Source organism: Vibrio superstes (assembly GCF_003569005.1).
In the GTDB taxonomy this organism is placed as follows: domain Bacteria; phylum Pseudomonadota; class Gammaproteobacteria; order Enterobacterales; family Vibrionaceae; genus Vibrio; species Vibrio superstes.
The window spans coordinates 1,806,793-1,827,526 of record NZ_BCUR01000004.1 but is presented as its reverse complement, the minus strand read 5'-3'; the positions used below and the strand labels follow the sequence as shown (position 1 = coordinate 1,827,526).

The 20,734-nt window shown below is 45.3% G+C and carries 19 protein-coding genes; 8 read left to right on the top strand and 11 right to left on the bottom strand.

From position 1 onward, the window contains the following. Window positions 1-117 precede the first annotated feature (117 nt). From D5I41_RS16345 to D5I41_RS16325, 5 genes are all read right to left on the bottom strand, one after another. Window positions 118-972, bottom strand: a complete 855-nt coding sequence (locus tag D5I41_RS16345; RefSeq protein ID WP_119010715.1) for a DMT family transporter — start codon at window positions 970-972, stop codon at window positions 118-120. Window positions 973-1,042: 70 nt separating this feature from the next. Then, window positions 1,043-1,768, bottom strand: a complete 726-nt coding sequence (locus D5I41_RS16340; protein WP_119010714.1) for a DsbA family protein — start codon at window positions 1,766-1,768, stop codon at window positions 1,043-1,045. Between the two features lie 8 nt (window positions 1,769-1,776). Then, window positions 1,777-2,271, bottom strand: coding sequence for a protein disulfide oxidoreductase (locus D5I41_RS16335; RefSeq protein WP_119010713.1), 495 nt, complete (start codon window positions 2,269-2,271; stop codon window positions 1,777-1,779). Then, entirely contained in the window at window positions 2,271-4,382 is a 2,112-nt protein-coding gene (locus tag D5I41_RS16330; protein ID WP_119010712.1) for a protein-disulfide reductase DsbD family protein, read from the bottom strand. Before D5I41_RS16330 ends, D5I41_RS16335 begins: the two co-directional genes overlap by 1 nt. Before the next feature lie 48 nt (window positions 4,383-4,430). Then, window positions 4,431-4,730 carry a hypothetical protein gene (locus D5I41_RS16325; RefSeq protein WP_235868936.1) on the bottom strand — a complete coding sequence of 100 codons (300 nt, stop codon included), beginning with the start codon at window positions 4,728-4,730 and terminating at the stop codon, window positions 4,431-4,433. A gap of 270 nt (window positions 4,731-5,000) precedes the next feature. Between D5I41_RS16325 and D5I41_RS16320 the strand changes: the two genes are divergently transcribed. The 3 genes from D5I41_RS16320 (at window position 5,001) to D5I41_RS21275 (ending at window position 6,743) form a co-directional block, all read left to right on the top strand. Further along, window positions 5,001-5,921 (top strand): ParB/Srx family N-terminal domain-containing protein, encoded by a 921-nt coding sequence (locus tag D5I41_RS16320; protein WP_119010710.1) that lies wholly within the window; start codon window positions 5,001-5,003, stop codon window positions 5,919-5,921. A gap of 43 nt (window positions 5,922-5,964) precedes the next feature. Further along, window positions 5,965-6,192 (top strand): hypothetical protein, encoded by a 228-nt coding sequence (locus D5I41_RS21280; RefSeq protein ID WP_147094842.1) that lies wholly within the window; start codon window positions 5,965-5,967, stop codon window positions 6,190-6,192. Between the two features lie 74 nt (window positions 6,193-6,266). Next, window positions 6,267-6,743 (top strand): hypothetical protein, encoded by a 477-nt coding sequence (locus D5I41_RS21275; protein ID WP_147094841.1) that lies wholly within the window; start codon window positions 6,267-6,269, stop codon window positions 6,741-6,743. Here the strand turns inward: D5I41_RS21275 and D5I41_RS16310 are convergent. Next, window positions 6,694-7,134 carry a DUF411 domain-containing protein gene (locus tag D5I41_RS16310; RefSeq protein WP_119010708.1) on the bottom strand — a complete coding sequence of 147 codons (441 nt, stop codon included), beginning with the start codon at window positions 7,132-7,134 and terminating at the stop codon, window positions 6,694-6,696. The two genes, D5I41_RS21275 and D5I41_RS16310, sit on opposite strands and share 50 nt — an antisense overlap. 95 nt (window positions 7,135-7,229) lie before the next feature. Continuing rightward, on the bottom strand, window positions 7,230-7,586 hold the full coding sequence (locus tag D5I41_RS21270) for a hypothetical protein (RefSeq protein WP_147094840.1): 357 nt from the start codon (window positions 7,584-7,586) through the stop codon (window positions 7,230-7,232). A 369-nt stretch (window positions 7,587-7,955) separates the two neighbouring features. Between D5I41_RS21270 and D5I41_RS16305 the strand changes: the two genes are divergently transcribed. The 4 genes from D5I41_RS16305 to D5I41_RS16290 all read left to right on the top strand — a co-directional run bounded on the left by D5I41_RS16305 (window position 7,956) and on the right by D5I41_RS16290 (window position 13,171). Continuing rightward, entirely contained in the window at window positions 7,956-8,369 is a 414-nt protein-coding gene (locus D5I41_RS16305; RefSeq protein ID WP_119010707.1) for a MerR family transcriptional regulator, read from the top strand. Next, the gene (locus D5I41_RS16300; protein ID WP_119010706.1) at window positions 8,369-11,113 is read left to right on the top strand and encodes a heavy metal translocating P-type ATPase; all 2,745 of its coding nucleotides are present in this window, start codon (window positions 8,369-8,371) and stop codon (window positions 11,111-11,113) included. Before D5I41_RS16305 ends, D5I41_RS16300 begins: the two co-directional genes overlap by 1 nt. A 260-nt stretch (window positions 11,114-11,373) precedes the next feature. Further along, window positions 11,374-12,714, top strand: coding sequence for a hypothetical protein (locus tag D5I41_RS16295; RefSeq protein WP_119010705.1), 1,341 nt, complete (start codon window positions 11,374-11,376; stop codon window positions 12,712-12,714). Between the two features lie 10 nt (window positions 12,715-12,724). After that, complete coding sequence (locus D5I41_RS16290; protein ID WP_119010704.1) at window positions 12,725-13,171, top strand: hypothetical protein; 447 nt, start codon at window positions 12,725-12,727, stop codon at window positions 13,169-13,171. Here the strand turns inward: D5I41_RS16290 and D5I41_RS16285 are convergent. From D5I41_RS16285 to ptsG, 3 genes are all read right to left on the bottom strand, one after another. Next, on the bottom strand, window positions 13,155-14,480 hold the full coding sequence (locus tag D5I41_RS16285; protein WP_235868935.1) for a BamA/TamA family outer membrane protein: 1,326 nt from the start codon (window positions 14,478-14,480) through the stop codon (window positions 13,155-13,157). The genes D5I41_RS16290 and D5I41_RS16285 overlap by 17 nt on opposite strands. 174 nt (window positions 14,481-14,654) lie before the next feature. After that, window positions 14,655-16,043, bottom strand: a complete 1,389-nt coding sequence (locus tag D5I41_RS16280) for an SLC13 family permease (protein WP_119010702.1) — start codon at window positions 16,041-16,043, stop codon at window positions 14,655-14,657. A 341-nt stretch (window positions 16,044-16,384) separates the two neighbouring features. Then, window positions 16,385-17,794, bottom strand: a complete 1,410-nt coding sequence (gene ptsG, locus D5I41_RS16275) for a PTS glucose transporter subunit IIBC (protein WP_119010701.1) — start codon at window positions 17,792-17,794, stop codon at window positions 16,385-16,387. A gap of 790 nt (window positions 17,795-18,584) precedes the next feature. Here ptsG and D5I41_RS16270 point away from each other — a divergent pair. After that, entirely contained in the window at window positions 18,585-19,586 is a 1,002-nt protein-coding gene (locus tag D5I41_RS16270) for a succinylglutamate desuccinylase/aspartoacylase family protein (RefSeq protein ID WP_119010700.1), read from the top strand. Here the strand turns inward: D5I41_RS16270 and D5I41_RS16265 are convergent. Next, window positions 19,576-20,094 (bottom strand): opioid growth factor receptor-related protein, encoded by a 519-nt coding sequence (locus tag D5I41_RS16265; RefSeq protein WP_119010699.1) that lies wholly within the window; start codon window positions 20,092-20,094, stop codon window positions 19,576-19,578. The genes D5I41_RS16270 and D5I41_RS16265 overlap by 11 nt on opposite strands. Window positions 20,095-20,734 lie beyond the last annotated feature (640 nt).

Here is a 20,734-nt window from a genome sequence, read left to right as displayed (position 1 = left end):
ATAGCCTTAAGGTGTCAATAATTAGATACACCATTAATGAGATATGTGCACTTTAGCGGATTAAGCGCTCTTTAAATGTACAATCGTTGCAGAAATAGAGTGACAGTTAGCTGAGAGTTAAACAGCTGAATGGCGATGCTGCTGATAGAGGGTGAGTGCGATCCCACCTAAAATAAGCCCCATGCTCAATAGGTTTTCAGTGGTTATGGATTCGCGAAGGAATAAGACGCCCATGATCATAGCGATGGCTGGGACTAAGAGTTGTGACAGTGACGCATTCAGTAATGATATCTTGGGTACCACTGCATACCAAAGTACATAGCCCAGCCCTGAGGTGATAGCGCCGGAGATTACAGCATACATAAGGCCTTGGGCGCTTATAGCATGGGTATCAAACGCCCAAGGAATAAGGCCTATAGAAATCACCGAAGCAATAATGAAGCCCTTGGTGGTTGCTGGCAGTGCCGCTCCCGTTTGCTTGCCTAGAAGAGTGAACCCAGCCCAACTGATTCCCGATAACAACATGGCTAACATTGGCCAGGCAACAAGTGTAGAAGACGACGGACTTACCAGCCAAACAAAGCCTGTAAAAGAGACTAAGATCCCTAGCCATTCTAGAGCGCTAAAGCGGTGTCCTTGAAAGAGGTGCATACCCAGTAAAGAAAACTGTACAGATCCGAACAAAATGAGAGCGCCAAAGCCAGTTGTGAGCTCGGTATAGGCCAGCGAGAAAAGCAAAGCGTAGAGGAACAGGCATATGCCTGAATAGAGGCCGATGCGCCATTGATGATAGAAGCCTTTTACTCCCTGTGATAGTAACAAGATTGCACTGAGAGTCAGTGCCCCGGAGACGATGCGAACTAATGTAAAGGCCTCTGCGGAAATCGCTCCATCAACCAGTGCTAAGCGGGAAAGCAAAGAGTTGGCAGCAAACGCCATCATCGCAAGTCCAGTCAAAAAGAGTATTCGCACTTTGTATTCCTTACCCTTATGTCTCGCGTAATAACAAGAAGGGCTCAACGAGCCCTTAATATCAGTAACCTTAGTTAAGCTTCGACAGTTTGTCGTCAACTATGGCTTGCAGTTTGTCGTAGTCAAGATAACCGCTTACCATCTCATCGCCGATGAGCATTGCGGGTGTGCCTCGCATGCCTAGAGCACGAAAAAGCTCTAGGTTTTTATTGATGAGTTCATCGCTTTTCATAGACGCATTCATCAATGCCGTGGTGTTGGTGTTCTTTGCTACCTTGCTGATGGAGTTGAGGTTGTGAGCGCCGGGTTTTGCCACCATCAACTGGTGAACCTCTTCATAACTGCTGCGCTTCTCACGCCATACGTTTAAAGCGTAAGAGGCGGAGTTCACGCTACTTTGCTCCTTCAGGGGAACATAGAGATTAATCACTCGAACCGTATCTGGGTTGTTCTCGACAAGTTTGTATAACTCTGGGTCAAACTTCTTACACCAAGGGCAACTGTAGTCAGTAAATACGACCAGTGTTACGGGCGCTTCTTCATTCCCTATGGAAGGCTGAAGGTCGTTATTGTAGAGATAATCGTGATTGTGGGTTAGAACCTCTTTTAGTTGACCTTGTTGCTCTATGTACGCCTGCAGGTTGCTATGCAGGCTATCAACCAACTCTGGGTGTGATTGCAACATGTCGGCAATGTCTTGTATTTTTTGCGACCTTGTATCTTGATTGGCATTCACTGGTGCGACGAAAACAAGCAGTGAAGCGAATAGGCTAATAAATAGATTTTTAATGTTCATGAGATGCCTTAAAGAAGCCACAGTCTAGCAAGCAGACCGATAGGCGTTGTAATTCCAGTAGTAATGTTCTTAATCTCGCCATTTTCAATAATGGCAATGGTTGGGGTCACTTTGAGATTCCAGCCTGAACTAATCTGACTTCTAGGGTCATTAATGTTCTCAAACTGATAATCATGACTATTGAGATAAGCCTGTACGCGACGTGCTTCACCGGATGAGGCGCTGATGGCCACAACGTCATAGTATTGGCTTAGCCAATTGATGGTGGGCGTCACAAATTTACACGCCCCGCACCAGGTTGCCCAAAAGTACACGACTACGGGCTTGTCTTGACTAAGAACGTCTAAGTCTATGTTGTTTCCGGAAAGCGCGGTTGCTTGTGTGGTTGGGGTCTCGCTAGAGGTAAAATCTCGAGTGCGCCACAGATCCACCGCAACGGATACCACAGTAAACAGCAAGATATACAGCAGTGAATTTTTAAAGAAGTTTAGCCATTTCTTCATTACCGCTTTCCTCCTGCTTGTTCTATAGCCTTGAGCACAGCTTCACTGCTCAGAACCGTCGGCAACGCAATACCTTGTGGGGCATTTGGGCCATATACGATATTAAATGGCACGCCATAGCGGTTGTAACTTCTTAAGAACCCAGTCACTCTGTCACTAGGTCGCGTCCAGTCTCCCTTCATTCGAATTACATTGCTGTTATCGAGAGTCGAATAAACCGGTTCTTGTAGCAGAACCCCTATCTTGTTGGCTTTACAGGTAATGCACCAATCAGCGGTCACATCCACAAAAACGACTTTATTGTCAGCGACGTATTGCTCTATGTTTTGAGTGGAGAGTTGTTGCCATTGGCGCTCTTTAGGTAGGGGAGTTGCCCAGCTATCGGCAGTCACACTCGCCGTAATTAAGCCTCCGCCTACACTAATGATGCCAACAACACCAACGATTGCCGCTACGTTTTTTCCATAGGCCGATTTAGACTTAACGATAAGCATGCAAAACAGGCTAAATCCTATGACGATAAGCCAAAGCAGTGATAAATGATTGCCTAATAAAGAAAGCAGCCAGATACTGGTCGCAAGCATCATCAAACCAAACACCATTTTCACCTTGTTCATCCACGCACCAGGCTTAGGCAATGTGCTTGCTATTGACGGGAAAGTCGCGACGAGTAGCCACGGAAGGGCCATACCTAAAGCAAGGGCTGAAAAAATCACAAACAGTGTGCTTATATCAGCACCTAGGGCAAAGGCTACAGCGGTTCCCAAAAAGGGCGCAGTGCAGGGGGTGGCGAGTAGGGTGGCAAACATGCCCTGAACAAAGTGCCCTGAGTATGAGTTGTCTCCCTTGCCTGCAAGCCAAGTAGAAATACCGGAAGGCAAGCGTACCTCCATCAAACCTAGCATATTCATGGCAAACAGCGCGGTGACCACAAACAAGAAGCCTAAAAACCATGGGCTTTGGAACTGAATGCCCCAGCCTAAGGCGCCGCCCGAAAGTTTGATTATTGCCAAAAACAGCGCGATCAGCCAGAACGAGACCAGAATGCCAAGGGCTGAAGCGATAAATTGCCATCGAATCTGGCGCTTTTCTTGGCCTTGCATACTCACAATTGAGCCAAGCTTCATACCTAAAACAGGCAATACACACGGCATAATATTAAGAATAAGACCACCAATAACGGCGAAAATAAACATCTGCAATAGACTTGGAGTAATAGAATTTACCGCTCCAGTGCTGACAGCAATTTGTTCTTCGGCTAGAAAGTCTGAATCTGAGAAGGAGACCGAAACGGTTTCGTTCTCAAGCGATGGTGCTCCTAGCCAGCTAGTTACTTCAAACACCGCATGCAGTGTATTGCCTTCTAGCGTAATGCTCGGTTTCTTAAAGCTAGCATCTTCTACATTCTCGGCTGTACCATCAACGAGAACATCTGGGGAGTGCCAAGGTGTTGTCTTGGTTACGCTAACTTCTAACTTAGAGCTTGCTTTGTCCCATTTTGCTTCTAGGTTGCTCAGTAAGGGAGAATCCTTTGGCACAGAGCTAATGGCCTTGGCGTAACTCAGCATTGCCCGATCGTTTGTCTTGAGGTCATCAGCTACAAATGAAAGCGTGATGGGATAGTCGGTGAGCACACAAATAGTCGTGCATGACGGAAGCGTCAGTGTCGCATTCAATGTTGTAGCTTGTGAGAGCTCATTCAAATGCAAAGTGATAGGAAAGATCACATCGGACTGATAGCCCAAGGTTTCTATTCCCAGTAGCGAAAAGCGCTCTGGAAATGGCCAGTGCCATTCAAGGGATTCAATATTAGTTGAAGTGGCATAGTCGATACTTGGTGCGACACCGGCTTCACCTGCCGTGCGCCAATAGGTTTTCCAGCCATCATCGAGCTTAACCTCTAGCAAGGCTTCAACAGTGTGAGTGTCGCTGTTAGTTTGGCCAGTGAGATCAAAACGTACCTGAACGGGAGGATGATCGGGAGAGGTAATCCAACCGGAACTGACCTCGGAAGCTGAGACTATCTGCGTTGAGCTTATTGCCCACAGAAATAGCAACCCGCTCAAGAAAGGCTTGAGTAGAGCGCTAGTTATAAATTTAGTTTTAAGCATAGTTTTTCCATAAATAACAAAGTGATAGTTGTGAGTAACCATCTTTTTTTATTCACGAAATACACAAAGCCTGAGATAGAGTCGCGGCGGAGGTCCTGTTGGCTCGGTAAAGAAACGCACAGGTTTAAAAGAACTAGTGACGGTGAAGATGCCAATCAGAGCAATCAGCAGTAATGCAACAGCAAGGTCTTCCATGCTGACTTGATGAAAGCTTAACAGTTTTTCCGATAGCGAGCAGGGCGTTTCAGTTAATGAGGAACTGCTTTGTTGACTGATCTCTGTTGAGGCAATGTGTTCGGAAGAAACGCTACAAAGACTGATAAAACCAACATTTTTTGCCAGACACACCACTATTACCCACCATACCAATAGTAGGGAGTATTTTGCGGTTAAATGCCTTTTCTGCTTGGGCTTCACGATATCGTTATAGAGTCTTGATTGAGTCCTTTAAACGTAACTTAACACACTCTAGGCAAGCAATGAAATACAAATGCTTATCAGTTAATAGCCGGTGTGCTTACTGGCATAATCTAAATGCAACTTGCCTGTCATAACTTCGTAATGCTTTGATTCTAGGGTATTTGCATAACAACATCGGCACAAACACAAAGGTACACAATGAATTGTCTGAACAAGTCTCTTGTTGCACTGGCAACGATGATAGGCGCAACGTCAGTATGGGCTCAAGATCTAGCCTCAGTAAAAGAGGGGGATGTCTACCAAGTCAGTCTGTCTGAGCTTAAGCCGACACAGCCTTCGGTAGGTTACGATCAGATTTACTACAAGCTAGGTCGCTATCAACATGATGTGAAAAAGCAGTTTGATGAAATCTGTGAGGCCAATGGTCAAAAGGGTTTAACGTCATTTGATGAAAACTCAGTACCTTCCAAGCCGGAGTCCTTTGTTTGTGAGCAAGGCATAGGTGAAAAGCGCAAAGACATGAAAACCATTGTGCTTGCGCCTAACAACGAAATTTACCTCACCGATGGCCACCACACCTTCAATACCTTCTGGCATATGTCTGGTGGCGGCAGTGACTTCAAGGTGCAGGTGATTGTTGATAAAGACTATCGCCACCTAGAAAACATGCGGGCGTTTTGGGCAGAGCTTGAGAACGATAAAAATGCCTGGTTGTACGACCTAAACAATAAAGCCATTACCCACGATGAACTGCCACAGCAAATGGGCATCACCAATTTTGCCAATGACCCATACCGCGCATTGATGTACTACTCACGTGACGTAAGCTGGAATAAGCCAAAGCAACCTGTGCCATTTCTTGAGTTCTACTGGGCTAAAGAGCTAAAGCCTGTGTTTGACCTAAACCAATATGACCTAACAACTGAGCAAGGCTACATGAAAGCGGTGAAGGATGCGGGTGAGGTTATTTTGTCCTTAGATACCGAAAACCTAGGCGGCTCCGGTTTGTCAGCTAAGGCTATGGGGCAGTTTGATAGCTTTGATGAGAAAGGTTTTCAGAAGATGACCCGTAAGACGAGCAAGCTTAATTATATGTTGGGGTATAAGCAGGGATTGTAGGTGCTGGGCTCTGGGTTGTGGTGGTTATGGGGCCAGTGGAACTATGGGAAGATGGTCGATAAGAGCACTCGACCATGACGATACTCACGAGCTTCGAGCTTCGAGCCTCAAGCCTCAAGACCCGCACCTTAACCACCGTCATTCTGGCAGTGTTTTAGCCGGAATCTTTGGCTTCATGGAAAGATGGCCGATAAGAGCACTCGACCATGACGATACTCACGAGCTTCGAGCCTCAAGCCTCAGAATTCAAGACTCAAGCCCCGAACCTTAACTACCGTCATTCCGGTAGTCTTTTAGCCGGAATCTTTAGCTTCATGGAAAGATGGTCGATAAGAGCACTCGACCATGACGATACTCACGAGCCTCAAGACTCAGGCCTCAAGCTTCGAACCTCAAGACCCGCACCTTAACCACCGTCATTCCGGCAGTGTTTTAGCCGGAATCTTTGGTTGCATGGAAAGATGGTCGATAAGAGCACTCGACCATGACGATACTCACGAGCCTCAAGACTCAAGACTCAAGCCTCAAGCCCCGAACCTTAACCACCGTCATTCCGGCAGTCTTTTAGCCGGAATCTTTGGCTTCATGGAAAGATGGTCGATAAGAGCACTCGACCATGAGGATACTCACGAGCCTCAAGACCCGAACCTTAACTACCGTCATTCCGGCAGTCTTTTAGCCGGAATCTTTGGCTGCATGGAAAGATGGCTGATAAAGACTTTCGGCCATGACGTTGGTTTAAATGCGCTAATTGTGTCTGACACCTACCACATCAATACTCCGCATAAACACTTGTGGTGCCATCAGAATGAAAGGCAATGACATCAAAATCCCTGTACGCGTCCCCCGGCTTTGCCATGCCTGGGGAGTGCATTGGCATGCCTGGTGCTGCTAGTCCTTTGATGCCTTGTGGGCGTTCTTTAAGAAGGCGGGCTATCTCTTTTTCTGGCACGTGCCCTTCAATTAAATAACCATCAATAATTGCCGTATGGCAAGATTGCAGCTTGGCTGGCATGCCAAACTCACGCTTGACGTTAGTCCAATCCTTTTGCTGTTGAATATCTACTTGATACCCTTTCTGCTCCATGATTTCTGCCCACTCGGTACAGCATCCACAACTTGGGGACTTGTACATCTCAATGTTGTTACTTGCGTAGCTTAGGCCGCTAAATAGAAGGGATGCGGTAAGGATTGCTTTGTTAACTGTTTTCATTGTATTGCTCCATTGCCAAGCGACTTGCTGGGCAATTAAATATTGTTTAGATAAGTGTAAGACACTCTGATGATTCGATTTTGATGAACAGCGAACTAAACAATAGGAGGCCGTAATACGGCTTGTTTATAGGGCGGCAGAATATCTGAAGAAGCTAGAGAGTAACGGGTCTCATCTAGGCTAGTTCTGGATAATAATAGGGCGGATGATGGCAGGCTAATTAAACTGCCGCAAACCTGCTCACAACACTGATGAGTGCTGCTAGTAGTACACCCAGTTGTGACTTGTTGGTGTTGCTCTTCACAGCAATCGGCATCCGTTGATGTTTGCGCTGCTGCGCTGTGATGCCCGATAGGGTTGGCTTGAGATATTGACGGCAAAACACCTGCCACTAGCAGAGCCAGTATCAGTGTTATTGCGATTATGCTGTGTGAGTGAAATCGTTTAAGCATTGTCAGTATCCGTATAGTTCCTATTGGTTATAGCTCATATTAAATTTTCTCGTCAATACCAATGTTCGTTTCAGTGATGAAACCTAAACAACCATAAATCAACGCGTTAAATAGTTTGACCTGTGACCTGCTCACCGGTTTTAGACTGGTGCGGAACTTACTTTAACCGGGAAATACCACATGGGATGTTGTAACAGAGCACCACAGGGAGGCACGAGATCACTAGGGCTATTGCTTAAATTAGTAGGGCTGTTATTCGCGGTTATTTTTATTCTTGCACTATTTGCAAACTAAATTCTTGACCTGTGTGTTGCTCCTAGGTTTTACACTAAGGTTATAGTTAGAAAATCGAACACTAGGAAACGGCCAATGATTACCTCAAAACTTGCTAAATCAGCCAATGTCTCACCCGATACTGTGCGTTATTACACTAAACGTGGATTGATCACGGCGACTCGAAATCCTGACAATGGGTACAAAGAGTACGATTTAAACGCACTGCAGAGGCTGAAGTTTATCCATCAAGCAAGGGATCTAGGTTTTGGGCTGAAGGAAATTGAGGACATATTGGCTTCCACGGAAGACGGCAGCTCACCGTGCCCTAAGGTGCGAACAATGATGGCGGATAAGATTGTAGAGACAGAGGCGCAGATCCTCAGACTGCAGCAACATGTCAGCATGCTAAAAGAGACCTTTGAACAATGGGGTGAGCTACCGGATAGCTTGCCAACCGGCGACTCCATTTGTTGTTTGATAGAGTCTTGGACTGAGGAGAAGAAGTAATGAACCAGTTTAACCTTCATCTCGAAGGTGTCTCTTGCGGCGGCTGTGTCAATAAGATAAAGCGCGCTGCCCTTGAACTAGACAGCCAATTTACTATTGACAGCAGTGAAGATAAAAAATGGGCGCGTGTGGGCACAAGCCTTGATATTGCAGGCATCTTAGCTGTGATAGCAGACCTAGGTTACAAAGCGAGCGAGAAACCTTTGCCGCAGATTAACAGCAAGGTAGCGAACGTATCTTGCCAAGGCTGTGTGAAGAAGAGCACCAACGCACTTGTCGAGCTGGATAAAGACGCGGTCGTTGCTGTCGATATTGAAGCTCAAACTATTGAAGTGAAAAGCCTTTTGTCCAGTGAGCAGGTGCAATCTTCATTACAGGCCTTAGGTTACGCCCCTTTAGCTGATGCACAAACACAAGAAAATAACCCAGTGAGCTCGGAATCAATCGCCGAAAACCCAGTGGCTGAAAAAGCCGATGCGAAGGTTATTGATGCTGATGAGGCTAGCTTGACTCGACTTAACCTATCTGGTGTCACCTGTGCCAGTTGTGTTGCGACCATAGAAAAAGCACTAATAAGTAAGCAAGGCGTGGATTCGGTGAATATTAACTTTGCCAATCGAACCGCCAGTATCTATTCGAGATTGCCCGCGGATAAGCTGATTCACACAGTCGAAGGAGCAGGCTACGGTGCATCACTCATCTTAGATGAAACCCAAGCAGAGCAAGAGCGTGAACAGGCCGAACAGCAAGAATATCGCGATAAGATTCGCCATACCATTGTGGGTCTTGGCTTAGGTGTTCCCCTAATGTTGTATGGCCTGCTTGGCGGGTCAATGACGGTTAATACCACCAGTGAGCAGTTCATTTGGTTAATTGTGGGTCTATTGACCCTAGCTGTGCTCTATTTTAGCGGTAGACACTACTTTGTTGGCGCTAGCAAAGCCTTTGTTAATCGCAGCGCGAATATGGATACGCTCATTGCATTGGGCACAGGTTCAGCGTGGCTGTATTCTATTGTGGTTGTTGCCATGCCCTCTTTGCTTCCCGAGAGTGCTCGTCACCTCTATTTTGAAGCCTCTGCGATGATCATAGGCTTGATTAACCTAGGACAAGCCTTGGAATTAAAGGCAAGGGGCAGAACGTCTCAAGCAATCAAGCGCCTTTTGGATTTGAGAACCAAAACTGCAGTGGTGATTCGAGATGGCAAAACCCTGACCTTGCCAGTGGAAGAGGTGATCATTGGAGATACATTGCTGATTCGTGCAGGGGAAAAAGTACCGGTCGATGGCAAGGTAATCGATGGCGAATCGTCTATCGATGAATCCATGCTAACTGGTGAGCCTATTCCGGTAATCAAATCAATAGACGACACAGTGTCTGCGGGCACGATCAATGGCGATCAAAACCTCACCATAGTAGCGACTAAGATTGGCAGCGATACCATGCTCGCTCAGATCATCGAGATGGTGTCTAACGCTCAAAACTCTAAGCCATCAATCAGTCATTTAGCGGACCGGGTTTCCAGCATATTTGTGCCTACAGTAATGATACTGTCCATCGTAACAGCCTTGATGTGGTACAACTTTGGGCCAGCGCCAACCGTGATTAATATGCTAGTCACCGCAACCTCTGTGCTGATCATTGCTTGTCCTTGCGCCCTAGGCTTGGCGACACCTATCTCTACCATGATAGGTATTGGGAAATCGGCAGAATTTGGCGGTCTTATTCGCAACGGTGACGCCTTGCAAAAAGCCAGTGCTATCGATGTTGTGGTACTGGATAAAACGGGCACCATCACACAAGGTAAGCCGAGTGTAGTTAAGGTTAGAGCGGTTCAAGAAAGCACGACGACATTGGGGTACTTAAACGCCATTGAGCAAGGCTCTACGCATCCGTTGGCGTCGGCTATTGTTAACTATTGTCGCGAAAATGCACAACAGCTGGACAGCCACAATGTAGTGGGATTCCAATCATTGAATGGCCTAGGTGTGCGAGCGGAAATTGATGGGCATACCGTGCTACTTGGCAATGAAAGGTTGATGGCCGAGCACAGTATTGCTATCGATCATGCACAATCTATTGCCGATGAATGGGAGCGTCAGGCGCAGACTGTAGTGTATTTTGCCATCGATAATCAGCTTACCACTGTGTTAGCGATTAGTGATCCGATAAAGGACGAGTCTAAACCAGCAATCGCAGCCCTTAAATCTTTAGGCATTAAGGTGGTAATGCTAACGGGTGATAATGAACACACTGCGCAAGCGGTAGCTACTGAGACGGGTGTGGATGAGATGCATGCGCAGCTTTTACCTCAGGATAAACTAGAGTGGGTGACTAAGCTGCAACAGCAAGGCTTGGTTGTGGCCATGGTGGGTGATGGTATCAATGACGCGCCAGCACTAGCGCAATCTGACGTAGGCTTTGCAATCGGTCATGGCACTGATGTTGCCATAGAGAGTGCCGATATCACGCTAATGAGAGGGTCGTTATTTGGTGTATCTCAGGTGATAGAAGTGAGCAAAGCGACCATGAAAAATATCAAGCAAAACCTATGGGGTGCCTTTATCTACAATTCGCTCGGGATCCCGATTGCGGCAGGTGTTCTTTATCCGGTCTTTGGTTTGTTACTGAGTCCGATTGTGGCGGGCGTGGCTATGTCTTTGTCTTCCATTACGGTTGTCAGCAATGCGAACCGATTGAGATTATTTACACCGAGTACAACAGGGGAGCATCAGCATGGTTAATATTATTGGTGTACTTCTCATCGTGTTTATTGTGTGGTGGTTTTGGATCAAGTAACTTAATCTAAACAGATTAAAGGAAGTTAACTGGGTTAACTTCCTTTTTTTTCAACCAATTCAAGTGCCTATTAGTTAAAATTGGCATACGCTTTGATTATAGAAAAGTGATACAATGCACTGTAATAAAAGTGTCACATTTGTAGCCGCATGACTTAGGTGATCAGAGAATAAGACGGCTGATTTGAAAAGGATGGTTTGAATTAATGTTAGATCTGAAGATTACGGCTAAAAAGAGCATAGAATTGCAGCAAACGCTCTCTGCCGATTCACAGTCAGAAACCAAGGTGGAATTTGTCATACCGAGCAGTATTGACCTGGGCGACACCTTTTCTGCAGGGGATTTCTTCGATAAGTCGTTTACCCAAATCCGACGCTTCCACAAAGGAAAAAGCATCAGCTTAATGCTGCTCTACATCAAGATCCTTGAAAAAGAGCAACTCCCGTACGAGTCCTACAAGACCTCCATTAGCCTTTTCGCCTACTTGTTTATTAATGAGATTCGCTCATTTAAGACTAATCAGCAAAAAGAAGAGCAGGCAATTGAGGAAATCATTGAGAAGGCCAAAGGGCACTCTAATATATTGACTTCGTTTCGCCGTTTCTCCCTAGAAGATGATCAGAAATTTGAGCGATTTCGAAAGGTCGATGCGATCCTCTCTTACGAGTTTGAACAGTATTTACTGCGCCAAACGGCTTTCTTGCAAAACATCAAAGGTGCAACGGTTGCTAGGGATTACCTGGCGCAACTGTCGATGGCTGAAGATGAATACCGAGTCACTCAGATGTATGAGGGTATTTACTCGGTTAAGAGCTTGGAGGCAGAGGACCAAGAAAAACTGACCCGAGTATTCAACCAAACCGACCTTCAGAAGAAGCTCCTTGAGTTACCGCTAAGGGTACACAGCAGTAGCAAGCGGGTAGGAGAGAAGGAGCGCTACCTTTCTCTGGCCATTGCGACGGGCTTGATCATGTTAGGCTTCAGTATTGTGCTCTTCCAATTCCGTCTAATGGGATTGGACACGGATCTTCAGTTTGTGCTGGCTTTTGCTGCCTTATACGTGGTGCGAGATGTGTTTAAGGAGAGCATCAAGTCTTGGGTGTTTGAGAAGATCATTCGTAAGAAACCTCGAGTGGTTTCCTCGTTTAGCATGCCAGACAAGAAAACCGGCATTGGAGCAGGCGAAACATGGTTTAACTCTCAGCCCAACTCTAAGGTCGCTATTGCTAACCGCGAAAATATATCGCTGTTCTTTAGAGAGATAGTGAGCCTGAAGAACTTTGAGTACAACGGCTTTAAGAAGATCAAGACCAATACCAGTATTGACCTTGGTCCCATCATGCGATGTTTCCCTAGTGAAAACAGAGATATGTATGTGTATTCAACGGGTAATAAATCTCGGAAGGTGAGTATTTCTCGTCGTGGTCGCATTGAAGTGAAGATCCATGAGAAGAAGACTGAGCCAGGTGGTGTTAAGGAAAGAACAGCACGTTACCGTGTCACTTTTGATCGTACCAAGATCATCAAGTTAGAACCTCTGCAGTAACCAACTACTTATGCTAAACCTGACCTTTCAACAGTGGGCGCTTATTGCGGATATCTACACTCCATTGCTTGCGCTATGGAGTGTACGTTTATTGCTTCAAGAGGCTACACCACTGCGCAAGATAAGCTTCACCGCTTTGATGGTGACCATCTGCATTGTGTACGGTTCGAGATTTATGGATGAATGGCTAGGAATTTGGCCAGCGTTTAAGTCTGATTACAGCACGCATACCGCAGTGGCGCTCGCCCTAGTGGTACACATAGTCATAAAGGTTGGATTATGGGGCAGGTTAGTCGCCGTGGGTTCTCTACTGGCCTATCTGCAACTGATGAATCATCAGCAATACCATACCTATCTAGATATGGTATCAACGGTTATCTATTTACTGCCTCTGTTTTGGGTCAGCTGGTTACACTTTGCAACCAGCGCAAAAGAGGCCTCTAGAAGGGTTGATTAACCATAAACCACATGTAACTGCCTTCTTCTGACACAGCGTAGTCAAATCGTACCACTAGACCTGCTGCCAATGCCCTAACCGCGACACCCGCATCGAGTTTCATGTCTTTGGTCAAATCACCTAGATCATATTCTGGCGCAACTTGACCTGCCTCGGCAAATGCCACCAATTGGAACCAATCAATATTCAAAAACCTCAGCCAAGTGACATCCTTGATAGGGTTATAGCGAAGGGTGTAACGGTATTCAGCGGTTGCGTATAGGCTTGCCTTGTCATGGAAGCGATTAGCATCGTATCCGCGCATTCTATCGTGCCCACCTAATGTAGCGCCTTCGTTATAGGGAGGCGCATCTTCGACAAGCTTGTTTTGACCATCCTCTATAAGGGTCCAAGAAGGAGAGTATCCTGTCCAAAAGTTGAAGGCGAAGATACGTTGTCTGGCCCAGTCACTCTCACCAATAGAAAGGTATTTGCTGACATCAAGTTCTACAAAATTCCAGGTGTTGTCGGGAGACACAAGGCTTCCTTCATAAGAATAACCTAGGTATTGGCGGCTACCCATGGAAGGGTTTGGTGAGAAATCGGTATTGTCATACTGAATACCAAATTCGAATGCACTCATGTCACCTTCTCGCTCAATTCCTGCATCATCTTCATAAGACTGATAACGATTGAATTGACGAATCAATAAGGTAGTGGTGCCTGTTTCTAACGGGTTCCAATACGTCCTCGTAGGGCCATCCACCAAGATGCCATTTCTCAAGAAGTAATCGGTAGTGGCGCTTTCTTTCGCGGAGCCTAGAGGCAACACGTATTCCACCTTAATATCTAACCAGTTGGAATAACCATCACCTTGAATGTAGTCATCCTGGCTTGAACCAGAACTGCCCCACCTATCGCCTTCAAACGGGATGTTGCCATTGGTATAGGCTCTTTGTTCAGGAAAGTAGGCATACATGCCTGCTACAGAAATAAAGGCTCGCTTTGCAAACCAAGGTCGATAGTTCCATAGTCCGCCTGAGACCCCATAGCTATCCGCACCCGTCCAACCGGTGCCACCAATGACCATCTGCTCTTGTCCAACGCCTTGTACAACGCCGCCGATACCGACATTGAGCCCCATAGACTCAGTGGAGAAAGCGTAGGGAAGAACCATGGCATTCTTAGTATTATCAGCGTTTTCTGCTCGATGGATAGTGTATTTCATACCCACCGGCGTAGCGGAGTAGGCACAGCTAGAAAAAACACCAAGCGCAAGCAGTGATTGAGTTGCAATATTAGGTATGCGTTTTAAGAAAGGCTTTGACATCAATTGACCGAGCATCCTGCTCTGAATAGAAATTATCGTATTGACGCTAGCTTACAAAGAATTCGCTAAACGTTAAAGAAATGTATCTACAGAGTGTGGTTAAACGAAGAGTTTTTGCGCGTTTTCTAGTAAAAGAGAAGCGATCTTAGGGATCGCTTCTCAATGGACTAAGGTCTATAGCCAGAACAATGAGGCAATTAAGGTGAGTGCACCAATACAGGCAATGTTAAGAACAATGCCCACCCGCATCATTTCTTGCTGTTTGATGTGACCTGAACCAAACACGATGGCATTTGGCGGTGTCGCAACTGGCAGCATAAATGCACAAGATGCCGCGACAGCGATAAGCACCGAAAGAACGACCGGTGACATACCAAACACTTCCGCTACCGTGGCAAAGATGGGGATCAGAAGCGCGGCACTGGCGGTATTGCTGGCGAACTCGGTTAAGAACACCACAAACAGCGCTATGATGGCGATAATGAACAAGATACCAAAATCTGATATCAAACTACTTAGTGAGTTGGCTAAGAACACACTGGTTCCGGTAGCCTTAAGTATGTTACTTAGGCAGATACCACCGCCAAATAAGATAAGTACGCCCCAGTCCGCGGTTTTTTCAATATCCTTCCAATGAACGACTCGTGCAAAGCTCACCAAAACAATCGCAGCGAGTGCCACTATGGTATCGAACTTAGAAATACCGCCAAGCATAGAGTTGATAGGCTTACTGAAGATCCAGCAGAACACGGTTAAAGAGAAGATAGCCAGTGTCACGATCTTGCCTTTGTCCCAGTTTACCGGTTCTTTATTAAGCTCAAAGGTGCCTTCCAGATTAGGCTTTAAGACAAAGTACAGGGTAGCAACAGCTAATGGCAGCATGATCACCGCAGCTGGAATACCAAATGCCATCCATTCAGTAAAAGTCAGTCCTACTTCAGCAGCGGCAATAGCATTAGGAGGCGAACCGACGATCGTGGCAATGCCACCAATACTGGCACTGTAAGCCACACCAAGTAGGACAAATACATAGGTTTTACGCTCTTTATCTGCGTCAACCTTACTAAGAACGCCCAATACTAGGGGGAGCATCATGGCTGCAGTGGCGGTATTACTGATCCACATCGATAAGCCAGCGGTGACACCAAATAGCATGAACACAGCTGCGCTCATCTTGCCTTTTGCCAAGATCAGAACCTTATCGGCGATCACCTTATCTAGGCCTTGCACATGCATGGCTGCGGCGAGAGCAAAGCCCCCAAGGAATAGAAATATAATGGGGTTGGAGAAGTTACTCAGCGCGGTTTGTGTATCGAAGATATCGAAAACGACGGCAAGTATAGGCACAAGAATGGCGGTAATGGTGACGTGCAAGGCTTCGGTTAGCCAAAGTACGGCAATAAATACCAAAATGCTAATACCGAGCACCACTTGAGGCTCAAAGGGTAAAGACTTGTATAGGGCAAAGAAGAGTGCAATATCGGCAAGGATAATCAGACTGTTACGGTTAAAAAACCACTCTCTGGTGTTAGTGGGGAGAGGGACACTATCATTTCTGTGCATATTATTATTCCTCAATAGCTCATTCTTGTTGTATTTATGATCAAGAATTGGTTGTAGAACGAAGAGTAGGGACTACCACTTTTGGGTTAATAAATGGTCACATGTTTTGTGGGGATTTGAAATGAAGATATTGCTGAAATGTTAACCGTATCAATAGTGTGGTTATTTTATTGTGCTACATCAGATTGGCATCACAATTGATGTGTAACAAGCTGAATTGATTGCAAATTGATAGAGAAGCATTTTCGGTGAGTACAGGTATCTAGCCATAAAAAAGGAGTGGTCACCTACAAGCTTCCACTCCAAACGGACAAACTGTTTACTCAGTTGATCAACTTGATTTAGTTATTTTTCATATAGTCGAGCATTTGTGTTTTAAAGACATCACTGTTGCCACCAAAGATGGCTTGTACGCCCGTACCGACACGCACCACGCCAGCTGCGCCCAATGCTTTTAGTCTGGCATCATCTACTTGGTCTTGATCTTTCACCTGCATTCGCAAGCGAGTGATACACGCATCAGCAGAAACAATATTTCCTTTACCGCCAAAGGCTGCCACCAATTCTTTTGTGAACTCATCGCCTTCTAAAGCGTCTTGTGCTTCTTCGGCAACATCTTCACGACCCGGTGTTTTAAGGTTGAAGTGCTTGATGAACCAAGTAAATAGAGCGTAGTAAACCGCAGCATAACCTAGGCCAAGAGGAATGATCATCCAGCCTTTAGTTGAGATACCGTAGAAGGTGACGTAGTCAATAAGACCCGCACTAAAGCTATAACCGTGCTTAACACCAAGAATGATGCAAAGCGGGTAAGCCAGCCCTGCCAAGATAGCGTGTATTGCATACAGAGCAGGTGAAATAAACAAGAATGCAAACTCAATTGGCTCAGTAATCCCTGTTAGGAATGAGGTGAGGGCGGCCGATACCATGATTCCCATAACCTTGACGCGGTTCTCAGGTTTAGATGCACGGCCAATAGCAATAGCAGCAGCAGGAAGGCCAAACATCTTAAACAAATAACCGCCTGCAAGGTTACCGGAATTTGGGTCGCCAGCGAAGAATCGAGGGATCTCGCCGTGGAATACTTGACCTGCCGCATTGGTGAAATCACCTGCTTGCAGTTGAATGATAACGTTAATAACGTGGTGTAAACCAAATGGGATCAATGCACGCTCTGCGGTGCCATAAGCCCAAAATGCCATTACTGGGTTTTGCTCTGTTGCCCAATGACCAAAGGCGTCAATACCCAAGCCGATTGGATGCCAAATAAAGGCAAGAACAATACCAAGTAATAACATCGCAAAGGAAGTGATGATAGGAACGAATCGTTTACCCGCAAAGAAGCCCAGATAAGCTGGCATCTTAATGGTATAGAAGCGATTAAACATGTACGCACCAACAGCACCGGAAATGATACCGCCCAATACGCCCATGTCGATGTGATCGACCCCCAATACGCCAGCCATAACCTTCAAGGTTGCGACCAGAACGTAGTAGCCAATACCAGCAGCAACGGCGCCTACACCGTCGTTATCGGTAAAGGAGATCGCGACACCTAAGGCAAAAATGAGTGGCAGGTTACTAAATACGGCTCCGCCTGCTTCAGCCATAAGCTGTGACACAATGGGTGGAATGATTGCAAAGTTAGCAGAGCCAATACCAAGTAATATACCGGCGGCTGGCATGGATGCTATAGGCAACATAAGTGCCTTACCTACCTTGGAAAGGCTGGCGAAAAAGTTACTGAACATGTGATTACCCTTCAAATCTAAATATTATCTTTTTATTCAACGCAAATTAACGCTTTCAACGCCATTACTCAAAACGTATTAATGAAAACTAACTCTCTGCTTTTAATATTCTTGTAGTTACATATAGATGAGAATGGATTTGTCATTTTCAATTAGAGGAGAGCCAGTAATCTTCAACCCATGAACAATGTCAGGCTTTGGAAAGGACGGCATTAATTAATCTGTTTACCTCTTATGAGGTGGGTATGAAGCATAAAAATATAGGTAAATTAAATACTACTTTAAACGGGTTATTTGTTCTGTACGGCTTCGCTAGTATTGCTGATTTTGACAATTCTTAAGTTATTGATGCTCAAAGTGTCGATGTCTTGTTGAGTCGTCATAAGCTGTGTCTCAATTGAGTTGCCTCGTTAGTAAATACATTTAGTATCGTTGTTTTGCGGAATGATAAAATAGGCTAGAAATTACACAAATGCTCCTTATATTGTGCTTATCACTTCATTTCAATTTTGATTAGACTATTTTTAGTTTAAATAAGGAATAAAATGGAGCGTTATGAAACCGGAAGAAATCAGCGTTCAATGTTAAAAAATTTTATTCAGAAGCCGATGTGCGCCGTCAAATTGTCTTAGATTTTATCTAAGGCTAAAGCTGCAATTTCATCACATGCAGTTTTTGAGTTTTGTGGAACTGTTTCATGGCGTTGATATGGCACCTTGGGGCTGACCTGACATTCAGCAAACTTGGTTAGAAGATTAATAGCAAACAAGAAGGAATAAAGAAGAAGGTTATGGCAACAGAATACTTAGCAGATGTTATTGATGGAAAAAAGGTTATTCAGAGCTTAGACGTCTCTGATCTCAGCGCAGGAGAGCACACCTTTTGGTTTCGGATCTGTAGCAATGCCTTAGGTCAATGGCTGCATTTACCTGTAATGGTCTACAAGGGCAGTAAGCCAGGTAAGCGCTTCGTGATAACGGCCGGGGTGCACGGTGATGAATATAACGGGGTGCTGGTGGCACAAAAGGTCGCCTCTCAATTGGCAACTGCCGATATCTCAGGCTCAGTGGTGATTGTTCCTACTGTGAACCTTTCCGGCATGCTTAGCCATAGCCGAGATTACAGCTCAAACGATCCTGATCATTCTACAGCCAACCTCAATCGTTTCTTCCCTGGAAACAAAAATGGCAATGAGGCACAGCGCTATGTCTATCAGCTCTGGGAAAATCTACTCAAGCCTAATGCCGATCTCGCCATAGATCTTCACACACAAACCAGTGGCACCCTCTATCCATTGTATGTGTTTGCCGACTACCGCCTTGACGATGCGCTCAACATGGCCCGACTAATGAACCCAGATGTCATTTTTGACGATCCCGGTGATCCCGGTATTTTGGAGACAGTTTGGAATCAACATAACATCCCTTCGATCACCGTAGAGGTAGGGGTCGGGCGTTACAGTGACTACCCCTTGGTGGATCGCTCTACAAAAGGAATATTCAATGTGTTGAGCGATTATGGGGTATTAATAGAAGGTGAAGCTTTAGAAGCGGAACCACCGTTTGTTGAAGGTAAAGAGCTGACGAGCATTCGCGCAGAAACTGGCGGATTCTATCAGCCTCAGGTGGAGCTACTTCAACCTGTGAGAGAAGGGGATCTCTTATCCGTGCAAACAGATTCGTTCGGCAAAGAGCTTAAACGGTACTATGCCCCAAGAGCAGGCGTCGTGTTGAGCTTTAATGTTGAACCAATGAGAGCAACCGGCGCCCTTATTGTACGCCTTATTCACTAACCCGTTCTTTTATGAGGTTCGCTTGGAGCCAAAAGCCGAGCGTCTCTTCATTGACTTCACCTTGCTCACGAGCGGTTTTCAGCATCGCCATTTGGAAGGTTTGACTGAGTTCAGTTTGACCTAACAGCGCAAGACTACGAATGATACGAGTGATTCTCAAGTGATTGTGGTCCATGGGTTTTAACCATGGGTGGTCTTGCATATTGAGATCTTCTTTGGGCACAATAGAGTTACCAAAAAATCGCATTCCAAAAAAGTCTAACATCATGCCTAGTGAATGAAGCTGCGCCTCACGTAGTACTTCACAGGCACAGAAGTAATCCTGAGTTGATTGACAGGCGATAGGACTGTGGGAGTGAAACCGGCTTGGGGTATCAATAGGAAATAACCACTGAATATACTCATGGTCGTACTCCAACCAGAATGAGTCCAATGCCCAGACTTGCTCAATTCTTCTTCCCTTATGATCGGATTGCAACCCGAGCATGAACTGACAAACAGTCTTCATTGTTGACTAAAACTACCATGTAAAATAGCTACTTAGAGCGTAGCGCAAAATAAATGAATTGCCTCAATGCTAAACCTTGTAGATTAGAATATCTATTCATAAGGCAGTTCAATAATAACTATTTACAAAAAGTTATTTAACTACTATGAAATCAGTTTCATCTTGGGTGTTAAATAGTATACAACTTTCTCTATTCGCCACTATTGTGGCGATGTGAATTAATATCGTATGACACTCTATAAATAGTTCTGCTCTGATGAAACCCTGCAAATTGCCAGTAAATGGCCTGCTGAGATTCAATGATAAACCTACGATAGGAGAGAGTAGCCTTGTATTACAGAGCGTGACTAGAGATGTGTATTGGCTGTTCGCAATTGGAATGATATGCAGATAATTGAGGCTATTACATAAAAATGTACAGTCTGTTTTTTTGAGTAATTTCTCTTAAAAAGCAATGAAATATGCAAAATGAGATGCAATTTTCTGCCCTGATATTTTAAAACGTATCTAACTACAAACTGTTTGTAATAAAATGTTTCAATGTAACCTTCTGAAAATAAATGGATTAATCAGTCATGAAAGATTCATTTAATAAATAAATCTTTCATCTAGTTTCCACTTAACTGTCATCTAAATTGAT